13 protein-coding genes are annotated in these 13,510 nt (G+C 64.6%); 7 read left to right on the top strand and 6 right to left on the bottom strand.

Annotated features, from left to right (window positions below):
* The first annotated feature begins 321 nt into the window (after positions 1-321).
* Positions 322-1,134 (top strand): RimK family alpha-L-glutamate ligase, encoded by an 813-nt coding sequence (locus NLM27_RS35565; protein ID WP_254147702.1) that lies wholly within the window; start codon positions 322-324, stop codon positions 1,132-1,134.
* Between the two features lie 158 nt (positions 1,135-1,292).
* Here NLM27_RS35565 and NLM27_RS35560 read toward each other — a convergent pair whose 3' ends face one another.
* Positions 1,293-2,210, bottom strand: coding sequence for an amino acid ABC transporter substrate-binding protein (locus tag NLM27_RS35560; protein WP_254147701.1), 918 nt, complete (start codon positions 2,208-2,210; stop codon positions 1,293-1,295).
* 12 nt (positions 2,211-2,222) lie between these two features.
* Positions 2,223-3,518: a dicarboxylate/amino acid:cation symporter gene (locus tag NLM27_RS35555; protein ID WP_254147700.1), complete on the bottom strand. Its 1,296-nt coding sequence runs from the start codon at positions 3,516-3,518 to the stop codon at positions 2,223-2,225.
* Positions 3,519-3,729: 211 nt separating this feature from the next.
* On the opposite strand from NLM27_RS35555, the gene NLM27_RS35550 reads away from it, so the two are divergent.
* From NLM27_RS35550 to NLM27_RS35530, 5 genes are all read left to right on the top strand, one after another.
* Positions 3,730-4,731, top strand: a complete 1,002-nt coding sequence (locus NLM27_RS35550; RefSeq protein WP_254147699.1) for an NADP-dependent oxidoreductase — start codon at positions 3,730-3,732, stop codon at positions 4,729-4,731.
* A gap of 147 nt (positions 4,732-4,878) precedes the next feature.
* The gene (locus tag NLM27_RS35545; RefSeq protein WP_254147698.1) at positions 4,879-5,709 is read left to right on the top strand and encodes a cysteine rich repeat-containing protein; all 831 of its coding nucleotides are present in this window, start codon (positions 4,879-4,881) and stop codon (positions 5,707-5,709) included.
* A 149-nt stretch (positions 5,710-5,858) separates the two neighbouring features.
* A complete protein-coding gene (locus tag NLM27_RS35540; RefSeq protein ID WP_254147697.1) occupies positions 5,859-6,074 on the top strand; it encodes a hypothetical protein in 216 nt (71 codons plus the stop codon).
* Between the two features lie 191 nt (positions 6,075-6,265).
* The gene (locus tag NLM27_RS35535; RefSeq protein WP_254147696.1) at positions 6,266-7,405 is read left to right on the top strand and encodes an FAD-dependent monooxygenase; all 1,140 of its coding nucleotides are present in this window, start codon (positions 6,266-6,268) and stop codon (positions 7,403-7,405) included.
* Positions 7,402-9,015 (top strand): benzoate-CoA ligase family protein, encoded by a 1,614-nt coding sequence (locus tag NLM27_RS35530; protein WP_254147695.1) that lies wholly within the window; start codon positions 7,402-7,404, stop codon positions 9,013-9,015. The genes NLM27_RS35535 and NLM27_RS35530 overlap by 4 nt, the downstream gene beginning before the upstream one ends.
* Before the next feature lie 211 nt (positions 9,016-9,226).
* Here NLM27_RS35530 and NLM27_RS35525 read toward each other — a convergent pair whose 3' ends face one another.
* Together NLM27_RS35525 and maiA are read right to left on the bottom strand one after the other, a co-directional pair.
* Positions 9,227-9,739 (bottom strand): MarR family winged helix-turn-helix transcriptional regulator, encoded by a 513-nt coding sequence (locus tag NLM27_RS35525; protein ID WP_254147694.1) that lies wholly within the window; start codon positions 9,737-9,739, stop codon positions 9,227-9,229.
* Positions 9,729-10,361 (bottom strand): maleylacetoacetate isomerase, encoded by a 633-nt coding sequence (gene maiA / locus NLM27_RS35520; protein ID WP_254147693.1) that lies wholly within the window; start codon positions 10,359-10,361, stop codon positions 9,729-9,731. The genes NLM27_RS35525 and maiA overlap by 11 nt, the downstream gene beginning before the upstream one ends.
* A gap of 198 nt (positions 10,362-10,559) precedes the next feature.
* On the opposite strand from maiA, the gene gtdA reads away from it, so the two are divergent.
* Positions 10,560-11,600: a gentisate 1,2-dioxygenase gene (gtdA, locus tag NLM27_RS35515; RefSeq protein WP_254147692.1), complete on the top strand. Its 1,041-nt coding sequence runs from the start codon at positions 10,560-10,562 to the stop codon at positions 11,598-11,600.
* Positions 11,601-11,743: 143 nt separating this feature from the next.
* On the opposite strand, the gene NLM27_RS35510 is transcribed toward gtdA, so the two are convergent.
* On the bottom strand, positions 11,744-12,568 hold the full coding sequence (locus NLM27_RS35510) for an ABC transporter permease (protein ID WP_254147691.1): 825 nt from the start codon (positions 12,566-12,568) through the stop codon (positions 11,744-11,746).
* Complete coding sequence (locus NLM27_RS35505; RefSeq protein WP_254147690.1) at positions 12,561-13,334, bottom strand: ABC transporter ATP-binding protein; 774 nt, start codon at positions 13,332-13,334, stop codon at positions 12,561-12,563. The genes NLM27_RS35510 and NLM27_RS35505 overlap by 8 nt, the downstream gene beginning before the upstream one ends.
* Positions 13,335-13,510: the final 176 nt, after the last annotated feature.

Genomic DNA, 13,510 nt, shown 5'->3' with positions numbered 1-13,510 from the left:
TGACGGTGGGGCGGACACCATTTGCCATGGCGGAGGATTTCGCGTGTGTGATCTACGCCATTGAGGCCAATAATCAACCTCGTTTCGGATGCAATTGACGCGGAGCAAACCTGCATTCGGACGGAATTGGGCGCATCATTAATGAATTTACTGCCGGGCGCGCGCGGCGGGCAATTTCTTTTCCCTTGAGGCCTCGATAGCAGCACTTAATTTCCGCCGCGCTCGCGAGAATTTCATTAAGAATAGTTCTGATCTTCACCCCGGTTTGGCGCGATTTCCCGCATTTTTGCGGCTTTTGGCGACAGGAACGACGGCAATCACATGGCAGGCGGCGAGCGGATCTTCGTCCAGGCGATCAGGCGCTATTGCGCGGACCATGGCATCACGGTCGATGTCCGCCCCGGCGGTTGGCTGATCGCGATGCACCGGGGCGAGAGGCGCCGCTTCGCCTTCGGCTACGACATCGGTCTCAACAGCGCCATCGCCCACCGCCTCGCCAACGATAAATCGGCGACCGCCGAGGCACTGGCGATGTCGGACGTGCCCTGCATTGCCCATCACCTCTTCCTCAACCCGAAGCTTGGCGCGAATGTCGTTGGCGCCGCCTGGCGAGAGGCGATGCGCGTGCTGCTTCACGACCATCCGCAAGGCCTGGTTGTGAAGCCGAACGAGGGGACATCGGGGCGATCTGTGTTCAGGGTGACCACGGAGGCGCAACTCGACCATGCGGTTGGCGAGGTCTTTTCGATGAGCACAGGGCTCGTGCTCTCGCCCTATGTCGCGATCGAGGAGGAGGTCCGCGTGGTGCTGCTCGATGATATGCCCCTCGTTGTCTACAGCAAGCAGCGTGGCTCGGATTGGCGGCACAATCTCGATGCCGGCGCAAAGCCGGTTTTGCTGGAGGATGGCGAGGACCGTGCGGCCTGCGTGCAGCTGTCCATCGATGCCGCGAATGCGATCGGCATCGTCTTCGCGTCGATCGACGTTGTGCGTGTGGACGGCGCGTGGCGCGTGCTCGAAATCAATTCCGGCGTGATGATGGAGGCGCTGGCGAAACTGCATCCGGAGCTGGTGCAGACAACGTATGACGCCGCGCTGGATCGGGTGTTCGACGAAGTTCGCCACGAGCGATGACCTATCGCCGTCATCCTGAGGTGGCCGCTTCTTCAGCGGCCCTCGAAGGACGACGGCCCGCCTGGCAGCTCGGCCGTTCATCCTTCGAGGCTTGCTCGGCGGTGCGCTTGCACCGCCGAGCGCGCACCTCAGGATGACGGGGAAAGAGGCGACCGCCGCTAATTATTCGCGCTCGCGGAATCGTCCATCGACTTGAACGCTTCCTCCAACTGCAGGGAGATCGGCACGTTCAGGCGTTCACCAGTCGGAAGCCGTGCGATGAACCATTTGTTGTAGAGTGGGATGAGATCCTGATTGGAGCCGAGCTTGCGGAAGGTGCGGTCGACCACGGCCGTCAGCTGCGGCTCGCCCTTGCGGAACATGATGCCGTAGGGATCGTAGGACAGGTAATCGCCGGTGACGCGGAACTTGTCCTGCGACTTGTGGCGCGCGATCAGGCCGGAGAGCAGGATGTCGTCGGTCGCGAACGCGTCAGCCTTGCCGTCGGCGAGCATCTGGTACGACTGCTCGTGGTCCGGAGACGTCACGATGTTCAAGCCGAGCGAGAACTTCTTGTCGGCCGCATGCATCGCCTGCTCGTTGGTGGTGCCCTTTGTCACCACCACGGTCTTGCCCTTGAGATCGGTGACCGCCCTGACGTTCGAGGCCTTCGGCACCATCAGCTTGGTACCGGCGACGAACATCAGCGGCGAGAACGCGACGCGCTTGCCGCGCTCGGCATTGGCCGTGGTCGAGCCGCATTCGAGATCGATCTTGTTCTGGAGCACGGCGTCGATGCGGTCGTCCGAGGTGACCTTGACGTAGTCGATCTTCAGATTGGGATCGTCGACCTCGATGCCGATCTCCTCGACGATGGCCTCGCAGAGCTCGAGGCTGTAGCCGATAGGGCGCCCCGACTGGTCGAGGAAGGAGAACGGCGGCGAGCTCTCGCGGTAGCCGAGCCGCACATTGTGCCTGCTCTTGATGGCCGATAGCGTCGGGCTAAGCCCTTCGCTGGCGGTCTGAGCGGAAGCGCCGGTTGCCAGCAGACACGCTGCCAGCAACAGGCCGCCCGATATCGCCGCAGAAAGGCGCATGATGCACCTCCGTCAATGGCCGGCCATCGCGGGCATCTCGCCCGGCACCATGTCCGGCGTCGGCGCTTCGCCGGGTCCGAGTTCGTGCTCGGGCCCAAGCTCGCCCTCCCACTTCGCAACCACGGCGGTCGCGAGCGAGTTGCCGATCACGTTGGTGGCGCTGCGTCCCATGTCGAGGAAGGTGTCGATGCCCATAATCATCAGCAGGCCCGCCTCGGGGATGCCGAACTGCGACAGCGTCGAGGCGATCACGACGAGAGAGGCGCGCGGCACGCCGGCGACGCCCTTGGAGGTGATCATCAGGGTCGCGAGCATCGCGAGCTGCGTCGCGAGCGACATCTCGATGTGATAGGTCTGCGCGATGAAGATGCTGGCGAAGGTGCAATACATCATCGTGCCGTCGAGGTTGAAGGAGTAGCCGAGCGGCAGCACGAAGCTCGAGATCCGCGACGAGGCGCCAAACTTCGTCAGCCCCTCCAGCGTCTTCGGATAGGCCGCCTCCGAGCTCGCCGTCGAGAACGCGATCATCAGCGGCTCCCGGATGAGCCGCAGGAGATGGCTGTAGCGCGGCCCGATCACGATGAAGCCGACGACCACCAGAATAACCCACAGGATCGCGAGCGCGAGGTAGAAGCCGCCCATGAAGACGACGAGCTTCCAGAGCACGCCGAGACCGTTCTTGGCGACGGTGGCGGTGATGGCAGCCCACACCGCGAGCGGCGCGAACAGCATCACATAGCTCGTCACCTTGAGCATGATGTGGGCGACGTCGTCGATCATGGCCAGGATCGGCTTGGAGCGCTCAGGCATCGAGCCCATCGCCACCGAGAAGAACACGGCGAAGATCACGATCTGCAGGATCTCGTTCTGCGCCATCGCGTCCGCGATCGAGGTCGGGATCAGATGGGTGAGGAATTTCTCGATCGAGAAGGCCGAGACCGGCAGGCCGGTCGATTGCCCCGCCGTGGGCAGCGTGCCCGGGAAGTTCGCGCCGGGCTGGAGCAGATTGACCATCACGAGCCCGAGCAGCAGCGACACGAAGGAGGCGCTGACGAACCAGCCCATGGTCTTGGCGAAGATGCGCCCGAGCCGCGAGCCGCTGCCCATATGCGCGATGCCGCCGACCAGGGTCGCGAACACCAGCGGCGCGATGATCATCTTGATCAGGCGCAGGAACATCATCGCGATCAGGTTGATGGACGAGGCCCACTCAGCGCGCGTGTCGGGCAGGAAGCTGTAGATCGCTGCCCCCATGACGATGCCCAGCACCATCGCGGCCAGAATGTATTGCGTGAACCTGTTGGACATCGCGAACCCCCACGTACACCGGCGCTTCATGATGTCGCAGATATCACAGCGACGCAACACGCTTTGCGTGTGATCGCGTTGGCCGGATGTTCCCGTTGTGAAATGGAGCGCGGCGATCTAGCCTTCATGCAGCGCACAACAAAGGCGGCCTGCACGTTTTCCTGGCTGCGGCTGCATCAATAATTGCCAAACAATCGAAGAGGGGAATGCCATGAGCGGCAGCATCAATCGCCAGATTCTTCTGGTGGAAAAGCCCAGCGGCAAGCTCGGCCCCGAGCATTTCAAGATGATGGAGAGCGCACTACCGGAGCCGAAGGACGGCGAAGCCTTGCTGCGCGTGCGATACATCTCGCTCGACGCCGCCAACCGCGCCTGGATGCATGGCGCGACCTATCGCTCGGCCGTCGAAGCCAACAGCGTGATGGCCGGCGGCGCCATCGCCGAGGTCGTCAGCTCGAAGGCGCCGGGCCTTGCGCCTGGTGACATCGTGTTTGGCGACACCGGCTGGCAGGAGTTTGCGGCGGTGCCGGCCAAGCATCTCACCAAAATGCCGAAGCTCGAGCCGATGACGCACCTGCTCAGCGTGTTCGGCATCGCCGGCCTCACCGCCTATTTCGGCCTGCTGGAGATCGGCAAGCCCAGAGAGGGCGAGACCGTCGTGGTCTCCGCGGCCGCAGGCTCGGTCGGCTCGATCGTCGGCCAGATCGCCAAGATCAAAGGATGCCGCGTGATCGGCATCGCCGGCGGCACTGATAAGTGCAACTGGCTGACCTCCGAGCTCGGCTTCGATGCGGCCGTGGACTACAAGGACGGCGCCGTGTTCAAGGCGTTGCGCGCGGCGGCCCCGAAGGGCATCGACGTCTATTTCGACAATGTCGGCGGCGACATTCTGGAAGCATGCCTGCCGCAAATGAACAATTACGGCCGTATCGCCTGCTGCGGCGCGATCTCGCAATATGACGGCGCGCCGTCAGCGCACGGCCCGCGCGGCGTGCCCGGCCTGATCGTGGTGAAGCGGCTCGTCATGCAGGGCTTCATCGTGATGGACTACATGAAAGAGAGCCCGCGCGCGCTCGCCGACCTCCAGGGCTGGGTCAAATCCGGCAAGTTGAAGGTGCAGGAGGACATCATTGATGGGCTCGAGAATACGCCGAAGGCACTGATCGGACTGCTCGCGGGCGAGAACCGCGGCAAGCGCATGGTCAAGCTCTGACGACGCAGTTGCGGCGCCGGCATAATTGACTTGCGGGTGACGTCAAAGCGGCGAATGATGCTGCCTGCGAGGCGTCACTCGCCACGATTGCGATTGCATCACATTTTAAGAATCGGCGCGTTGCCGATAGGGCAGGAAATCACTCAGATGTTCAACACGTTGAAACATGCTTCAACGCGCAAGGCGTTGCTCGCGGCAGCGTTATTCGCAACTGCAACAGGGGCGGTCGCGCAAGCGCCGACGGAGGCGCAGAAGAGCGCCATCCGCTCCGCATGCCGCTCAGATTTCATAGCACACTGCTCGAGCGTGACGCCAGGCGGCGTGGAAGCGGTTCAATGCCTGGCAAAGAACATGTCCAGCCTGTCACCGGGATGCCAGACCGCGGTTCGCGCCGTCGAACCCGCGAAGACCGAAGCGGCGCCCGCCGCGCCGAAGTCCGAGGCCGCCCCCAAGACTGAGGCAGCGCCTGCCGCGCCAAAGGCTGACTCCGCCCCCGCTGCAAAGCCGGCCGCCGCACCGGCGCCGAAGGCTGCTGCCGCCAAGCAACCGAGCAGCGCACAGGTTGCGGCCGTCAAGAGCGCGTGCCGCGCCGATTATCCAAAGGTGTGCGCCAGCGTGCCGCCGGGCGGCGCCCCCGCACTCGAATGCCTTGAGAAGAACAAGGCCAGGGTCTCGCCCGCTTGCGAGAAAGCCGTGACCGCCGCGGCCGGTGGTGGCGGCGCAGCGGCAACGGCAGCGCCCGCGGGCTCGGCTCCCGCGGCGGCCACGCCGGCGGCGGCACCAGCCGCAATCGTCTTGCGCCCACTGCGGCCGCGCGAAGAGCTGTTCATCGTGAGGTCGGCGTGCGGCGCCGACGTCCGCACGCTCTGCGCCGGCGTCGCACCCGGCGGCGGCCGCATCGTGCAGTGCATCTCCAGCAATGCCGCCTCGCTGTCGCCGGCGTGCAAGGAAGTGCTTGCCCCGTTCGCGGCGCGATGAAGTAGCGCGCGATCGGGCGCAAAGACGCGCAACAAGGCGCAGCGAGGCGAGACGATGATTGGCGGCGTGCCGGAATGAATTCCCACACGTCTGCGACGACAAATATTTGCAAAGATCCGATTTCGATCATGACAAGCCGGGAGAACTACATGCGTTCATTGCTGCTCGTCGCTTCTGCACTCCTCGCCTTTGCGGCGACCATGACCGTCGAGGCGACCGACGCCAATGCGGTGGTGTGCGCGCGCGGCGTGTATCGCGCCGGCTGCGCCGGGCCGAACGCCGCCGTCGTGGTCCGCAAGCCGGTTCCCGCCGTCCGCTGCACCAGGGTGCTGGTAAACGGGGTCTACGTGAAGCGCTGCGTCTGACGCGCGAATAGCCAAGCCGGCGCGGTTTGGCTATGATTCGGACCTGACGGTTTCGGATGCACGCAAAACGTGCGTCCGAAGATGAGCTTCGGCGCGCCCGCGCTTTGCCAATAATTCCGCTGGCGCCGGACGTCGGAGCACATTAGTCTAGCCCTAGATAGTAAGTATACTGTCAATTAGGGAGGCAGACGTTGCGGATCGCCGTGATTGGCGGGGGGCCCGGTGGGCTCTACTTCGCCTATCTCTGGAAGAAGCGCCACCCCGAGGATCAGGTCGACCTGTTCGAACAGAACCCGGCCGACGCGACCTGGGGCTTTGGCGTCGTGTTCTCGGACCAAGCCCTGGAATTCCTGCGCGCCGACGACCCTGAGACGGTCGACGCGATCGCGCCGCATATGGAGAGCTGGGAGAACATCACGCTGAACCTCGGCGGCGACAGCGTCGCCATCGACGGGGTCGGCTTCTCCTCGATCGGACGGCTCGAGCTCCTCAAGTTCCTGCAGCAGCGTGCGCTCGATGCCGGCGTCACCCCGCGCTTCGACACCCAGATCCACGCGATCGACCAGCTCAACGGCCACGATCTGATCGTCGCCGCCGACGGGCTGAACTCGCTGGTGCGACGCGCCTTCGAAGGCGATTTCGGCACCTCGCTGTCCTACTCCTCCAACAAGTTCGTCTGGTACGGCACCTCGAAGCGCTTCGACACGCTGTCGCAGACCTTCGTAAGAACCGACCGCGGCGCTTTCAACGCCCATCACTACCGCTACTCGCCGGCCATGAGCACCTTCCTGGTCGAATGCGATCACGCGACATGGCAGGCCTACGGCTTCGCCTACAAGGACGTCGAGCAGTCCAAAGGTGTCTGCGAGGAGGTCTTTGCGGACACACTCGGCGGCCACTGCCTTGTCTCCAACAAATCGGTCTGGCGCAACTTTCCCTGGGTCTGGAACGAGCACTGGTCGTTCAAGAACATGGTGCTGATCGGTGACGCCCTGCATTCGGCGCATTTCTCGATCGGCTCGGGCACGCGGCTCGCGATCGAGGACGCCATCGCGCTGGTCAGGGCGCTGGAGTCGGACGCACATCTTTCGACCGCGCTGCATCGCTACCAGGCCGCGCGCAAGCCGATCGTGCAAAAGCTCGTCAACGCCGCGCGCACCAGTGCGTTCTGGTACGAGCACTTCGCCGAGCACATGCAGCTTCCCGTGCTGGATTTCGCCTACAGCTACATCACCCGGTCCGGCCGCATCGACGATTCCCGGCTGCGGGCAATGTCCCCGGCCTTCATGACGCGCTACGAGGCCGCCAAGAACGGCGGAGATGCGGCATGAGCGAGGCGATTCGCGACCAGGTGCCGGCAGACAGCCCGGGCGCTCGCGAGATCGGCTTTGCCGTTCCGCAAACCTATAACGCCAGCCGCGTGCTGTTCGACAATCTCGACAAGGGCGGCGGCGACAAGGTCGCCCTCATCGGTCCGGCGGGGACGCGCAGTTATGCCGAGCTCTGCGCGGAGGCTTGCCGCTGGGGCAACGGTTTTGCCTCGCTCGGCCTCGAGCGCGGCGACCGCGTGCTGTTGTTCCTCGACGACACCCCGACCTACCCCGCCGCGTTCTTCGGCGCGGTGCGCGCCGGCTTCGTGCCGCTCCTGATCAACACGCTGACGCCGCCGGATCTCCTGCAATTCTATCTCGCCGATTCCGGCGCCAATGTTGCGGTCGCGGATGCCGAGTTCTGCACACGCTTCAATGCGGAGGCGTGCAAGGCGACCTGCCTGCGCGCGCTGATCGTCGTCAATGGCGAGGTCGGCGATCATGCCGCGCCTGCGGCATTCGCAGCGGCAAGCTGGCTTCAACAATTTCCAACGGAATTGGCGGAGACCCCGACGCATCGCGACGAGATGGCGTTCTGGATGTATTCCTCCGGCTCCACCGGCCGGCCCAAGGGCATCGTGCATCTCCAGCACGACATGGCCTATAGCGAGGCCGCCTTTGCGCAGAGCGTGTTGAAGCTGACGCCTGACGACATCTGCTTCTCGGTGCCGAAAATCTTCTTCGCCTACGGTTTCGGCAACTCCATCACCTTCCCGTTCTCGGCGGGCGCGGCAACGCTGCTGCTGCCGGGCCAGCCGAAGCCCGCAGCGATCTTTGCGGCGATCGAGCAGTACAAGCCGACGGTCTTCTTCGGCCTGCCGACGCTCTACACCTCGCTGACCAAGGCCGAGGGCGCGGAGAAGACGAACTTCTCGTCACTGCGCATGTCGCTCTCCGCGGCCGAGGTGCTCTCGGCTGAGGTCTTCAACGGCTGGAAGACCCTCACGGGCCTCGAAATCGTCGAAGGCCTCGGCTCGACCGAGGTGCTGCACATCTATCTCTCCAACCGCCCCGAGCAGAAGAAGCTCGGCGCCGCCGGCCTGCGCGTGCCCGGCTACGAGGTCGCACTGCGCGACAAGGACGGCCGCGACGTCGCCGATGGCGAGGAAGGCATTCTGTGGGTGCGGGGCGATTCCAACACGCCGCTGTACTGGAACCGGCCTGACAAGTCCGCCGAGACCATCCGCGAGGGCGGCTGGATCTACACCGGCGACCGCTTCGTGCGCGATGTCGATGGCTTCCACTTCTTCCGCGGCCGCGCCGACGATCTCATCAAAATCTCCGGCCAATGGGTCTATCCGCTCGAGGTCGAGCTATGCCTCGCCGATCACCCCGACATCCGCGAATGCGCCGTGTTCGCCGCCGAGCTGCCGGACCGGCGCATGACGCTGAAAGCGGTGGTGGTGATGAACAATCGCGCCGCCGACCAGAGCGAGACGACGCGGCGGCTCCAGGACTACGTCAAGGGCAAGCTGCTGCCGTACAAATATCCGCGCGAGGTGATTTTCATCGACGAGCTGCCGAAGACGGGAACGGGGAAGATCGACCGGCAGGCGTTGCTGCGGATGTGAGGCGCTACATATTAGGTGTCGTCCCGGCCTAGTGCGCAATTGCGCACGGGGGCTGGGACCCATACGCCGCAGCAGGTCTTGTTGTGCGAGGTGGTCATTGCCTGTCTTCGCCAAATTGCTGCTGCGGCGTATGGGTCCCGGATCGGCGCTTCGCTTGTCCGGGACGACGGCGGAGAATGAGGCGGCCGCATCGCCCCACACACCCCTGCCCTCACCCGCCCTTCCCCAGATGCTCCAGCGCGTCCTCAGCCCGCAGCGGCACGCGTGAAGCCTCGTTGTTGAGATCGACGAGCTGCACCAGCAGTCCCAGCAGCGCCTTGCGGTCAGCCGGCTTGAGCGGCTCCAGCATGCGCGACTGGGCCCGCTCGACGGCGGGGATGATCTCGCGCAGGATCGCGGCGCCGGATTTGGTCAAATGGAGCAGCTTGATCCGCTTGTCCTCGCGCGCCGGCTTGCGCTCGATATAGTCCTTGGCCTGGAGCCGTTCGATCACGCTACCGAGCGTGGAGCGATCGAAGGCGATCACGGCCGAGAGCCGCGTCGCGTCGATGCCGGGATGGGTGTGGATCGCGATCAGCGCCGCATATTGCACCGGCGTCAGATCGAACGCCTTGCACTCCTCCATGAAGATCGAGACAGCGATCTGCTGCATGCGCCGGAACAGATAGCCCGGCGCGGCATAGACCACGTCCATCGTGATCGGAGGCAGCGGCTTACTCGGCATCGGGCTGCTTCTCCGGCGCGGCATCGGCGAAAGCGGGCAGCGCCTTGGCGGCGGCCTCCGCCTGCAGGAGGCGCGGATAGGCCGAGACATCGACGCCGAAGCGGCGCGCGTTGGCGAGCTGCGGCACCAGACAGAGATCGGCGAGCGTCGGCGCATCGCCGAAGCAGAACGGCCCCGGCTCGTCCCTGATCAGCGTCTCGCAGGCTGACAGTCCCTCCCGGTTGACCCACGCCGCCCAGTCCTGGACCTTCTCTTCGGCAAGGCCGAGCTCGCGCAGCCGCGCCAGCACCTTCAGGTTCTGCACCGGATGGGTGTCACACGCGATCGCCAGCGCGAAGGCGCGCACCTTGGCGCGGCGCAGAGGGTCCTTCGGCAACAGCGGCGGATGGGGGTGGGTTTCGTCGAGCCATTCGATGATGGCGACCGATTGGGTCAGTACTATACCCCCATCGTTCTCCAGCGCCGGCACCAAGCCTTGCGGATTGATGGCGAGATAGGCGGGGGCGCATTGCTCACCCTTGCGTAGATGATGCGGCAAATGCTCGGCCCCGAGGCCCTTGAGATTCAGCGCGATCCGCACGCGATAGGCGGCACTGGAACGGAAATAGCCGTGCAGCTTCATCGAGACCTCCCTCTCGGTTTTTCCCGTCATGCCGGGCGATGCGTCAGCATCGAACCCGGAATCTCGAAATTCTCAGGTGCGCAAGTGCGCACCATAGTTCGGCTCTTCGAGCCGCCCCGGAATGACGTTCCCTCTGCGTTGACGCTACCTAGATCGTCAGTATACTGTCAATCTACAAAACGATCGGGAGCAGCAACCATGGAAGCCGTGACCAAGACGCCGGAACGCGAGGCGTTCTACCGGAAGATCGACGGTGAAAATCTCACCGCGCTGTGGACGGTGATGAGCGATCTGATCACGCCGGAGCCGAGAAGCGCCTGCCGCCCGCATTTGTGGAGGTTCGACGTCATCCGCGACTACATGACGGAAGCCGGCAAGCTGATTACTGCCAAGGAAGCCGAGCGGCGCGTGCTGGTGCTGGAGAATCCCGGCCTGCGCGGCCAGTCCAAGATCACGACCTCGCTCTATGCCGGCGTGCAGATGGTGGTGCCCGGCGACGTCGCGCCTGCGCACCGCCACAGCCAGTCGGCGCTGCGTTTCGTGCTCGAAGGCAAGGGCGCCCACACCGCCGTCGACGGCGAGCGCACCGCGATGGAGCCCGGCGACTTCATCATCACGCCGTCGATGACCTGGCACGACCATTCCAATGAGACCGATGAGCCGATGTTCTGGCTCGACGGCCTCGATATCCCACTGGTGCAGTTCTTCGACTGCTCCTTTGCGGAAGGCTCGAAAGAGGACCAGCAGAAGATCACCAAACCCGCCGGCGACAGCTTTGCCCGCTACGGCCACAATCTGCTCCCGGTCGATGTGAAGCGATCGTCGAAGACCTCGCCGATCTTCAGCTATCCCTATGCCTACACCCGCGAAGCCCTGGAGAAGGCCCGCACGAGCCAGGAGTGGGACGCCTGCCATGGCCTGAAGCTGAAGTTCAGCAACCCCGAGACCGGCGATTTCGCAATGCCGACCATCGGCACGTTCATCCAGCTGCTGCCGAAGGGATTTAAGACCGCGCGTTATCGCGCGACGGACGCGACGGTGTTTTGTCCGATCGAAGGCAAAGGGCGCAGCCGCATCGGCGACACCGTGTTCGAATGGGGCCCGCGCGATTTGTTCGTGGTGCCGAGCTGGCACTGGGTGACCCACGAGGCGGACGATGACGCGGTGCTGTTCAGCTTCTCGGATCGCCCGGTGCAGCAGAAGCTGGATTTGTTTCGCGAGGATCGCGGCAACGTGTGACGGTCTCGTAGGGTGGATTAGCCGAAGGCGTAATCCACCAACTTCGTTCGGCACACGCGGAAAAAGAAGAGGTGGGTTACGCCGAGCAGATGCGCTTCGCGCATCTGCAGGGCTAACCCACCCTACGGCAGCGGAGAAATGCCTCACCGCCAGTGCAGCAACCTCGTCTCCAGCCAGCCGATCACCTTCCCGACCGCCAGCCCGAACACCGACAGGATCACCACGCCTGCGAGCAGTTGATCCGTCTGCATCAGATTGCCGGCCTGGAGCACGAAGGCGCCGATGCCGTATTGTGCGCCGATCATCTCGGCGCTGACGACGAGGAGCAGCGCAACTGAGGCGGTGATGCGGAAGCCGGCGAGGATGGCGGGCAGCGCGCCCGGCCAGATCACTTTGCGCACGATGGTGGCAAAGGGAACGTTGAAACTCTGCGCCATCCGGATCAGGTTGCGCGGCACCGCATCGACGCCGCTATAGACCGAGATCGCGGTCGAGAAGAACACGCCTAACGCAATCGTCGCGATCTTCGGCTCTTCGCCGATGCCGAGCCAGAGGATGAGCAGCGGCAACAGCGCGATCTTCGGGATCGGGAACAGCGCCGAGATGAAGGTGATGCCGACGCTGCGCGCGAGCCTGGACAGGCCGATGGCGAAGCCGACGGCGATACCAGCGGCGGTGCCGAGCAACCAGCCGACGCCGATGCGCAGCAGCGACGCCGACAGATGCTGCCAGAGCGCACCTGAGATCGCCAGCTGGTAGATCGCGCGCGCGATCGCCGACGGTGCCGGCAGGAAAAGGGGATTGACGAGGCCGGCACTGCCGGCGGCCTGCCAGATCGCGATGACGAGGGCGAGCGCGATCCAGCCGCCGAACCGGCTGCTCGCGGGAACGAAGCCGGCGCCGCGGAAGCGGACCCGCCGCGTCGCCCGGTCCTTCGAGGTCATTTCCGCCGGCGCACGATCAAGCATGCTGGACCTCGCGCTCGGCATCGATCGCCTCGTTGCGGATCAGCGACCAGATCTGGTTCTGGAGCGCCAGCAGCTTTTCACGCGCCACCGCTTCGCCGCGCGCGGCGCGCGTCATCGGCACCGTCACGACCTCGCGGATGCGGCCGGGCCGCCGCGACAGCACCACGATGCGATCGGCCAGCCGTGCCGCCTCTTCGAGATTGTGGGTGACATAGACCGCGCCCATGCCGCCATCGGCGAGCAGGCGGACGAAATCCTCCATCAGGAGTTCGCGGGTCTGCGAATCCAACGCCGAGAGCGGCTCGTCCATCAGCAGGATGGCAGGCCTCACGGCCAACGCACGCGAAATGCCGACGCGCTGGCGCATGCCGCCGGAGAGCTGCTTTGGATAGGTCTTGGGAAAATCGGTCAGGCCGGTGCGGCGCAGGGCGTCTTCCACCAGCGCGCGCCGCTGCGTGGCTGACAGCTGGGTGTGCAGTAGCGGGAATTCGACGTTCTCTTCCACGGTGGCCCAGGGCAGCAGCGCAAAATCCTGGAACACGAAGGTCAGCGGGTTGAGACTGTCCGCCGGCGGCGCGCCGCGCAGCTCGGGCGCGCCGGAGGTCGGTTGCAGCAGCCCGCCCAGGATCGACAGCAGCGTGCTCTTGCCGCAGCCCGAGGGCCCCACGATCGCCACCACCTCGCCGGCGCCGACCGTGAACGAGACGTCGTCGAGCACGGCGAGGTCGCCGAAGCGATGAGTGATGTGGCTGGCGATCAGGTCCATGCGCTTCGCCTTACTCTCAATCCGTCATCCTGAGGTGCGAGCATTGCGATGCGAAGGCATCGCGATGGGAGTCTCGAAGGATGTACGGCCGAGCTGCATCCGGGCCGTGCACCCTTCGAGGCCCACCTTGCGGCACGCCGCAAGGTGGGCACCTCAGGATGACGGGTCTGGAATGG

The organism is Bradyrhizobium sp. CCGB12, from assembly GCF_024199845.1.
In the GTDB taxonomy this organism is placed as follows: domain Bacteria; phylum Pseudomonadota; class Alphaproteobacteria; order Rhizobiales; family Xanthobacteraceae; genus Bradyrhizobium.
Note: the sequence above shows the minus strand (reverse complement) of the source record. Positions and strands in the feature narration are given on the sequence as shown.

What these genes read in the sequence shown, in the direction of transcription:
- NLM27_RS35565 (WP_254147702.1), top strand. Translation starts at nt 322, where the DNA reads ATGGCAGGCGGCGAGCGGATCTTCGTCCAGGCGATCAGGCGCTATTGC.
- NLM27_RS35560 (WP_254147701.1), bottom strand. Translation starts at nt 2,210, where the DNA reads ATGCGCCTTTCTGCGGCGATATCGGGCGGCCTGTTGCTGGCAGCGTGT.
- NLM27_RS35555 (WP_254147700.1), bottom strand. Translation starts at nt 3,518, where the DNA reads ATGTCCAACAGGTTCACGCAATACATTCTGGCCGCGATGGTGCTGGGC.
- NLM27_RS35550 (WP_254147699.1), top strand. Translation starts at nt 3,730, where the DNA reads ATGAGCGGCAGCATCAATCGCCAGATTCTTCTGGTGGAAAAGCCCAGC.
- NLM27_RS35545 (WP_254147698.1), top strand. Translation starts at nt 4,879, where the DNA reads ATGTTCAACACGTTGAAACATGCTTCAACGCGCAAGGCGTTGCTCGCG.
- NLM27_RS35540 (WP_254147697.1), top strand. Translation starts at nt 5,859, where the DNA reads ATGCGTTCATTGCTGCTCGTCGCTTCTGCACTCCTCGCCTTTGCGGCG.
- NLM27_RS35530 (WP_254147695.1), top strand. Translation starts at nt 7,402, where the DNA reads ATGAGCGAGGCGATTCGCGACCAGGTGCCGGCAGACAGCCCGGGCGCT.
- NLM27_RS35525 (WP_254147694.1), bottom strand. Translation starts at nt 9,739, where the DNA reads ATGCCGAGTAAGCCGCTGCCTCCGATCACGATGGACGTGGTCTATGCC.
- maiA (WP_254147693.1), bottom strand. Translation starts at nt 10,361, where the DNA reads ATGAAGCTGCACGGCTATTTCCGTTCCAGTGCCGCCTATCGCGTGCGG.
- gtdA (WP_254147692.1), top strand. Translation starts at nt 10,560, where the DNA reads ATGGAAGCCGTGACCAAGACGCCGGAACGCGAGGCGTTCTACCGGAAG.
- NLM27_RS35510 (WP_254147691.1), bottom strand. Translation starts at nt 12,568, where the DNA reads ATGCTTGATCGTGCGCCGGCGGAAATGACCTCGAAGGACCGGGCGACG.
- NLM27_RS35505 (WP_254147690.1), bottom strand. Translation starts at nt 13,334, where the DNA reads ATGGACCTGATCGCCAGCCACATCACTCATCGCTTCGGCGACCTCGCC.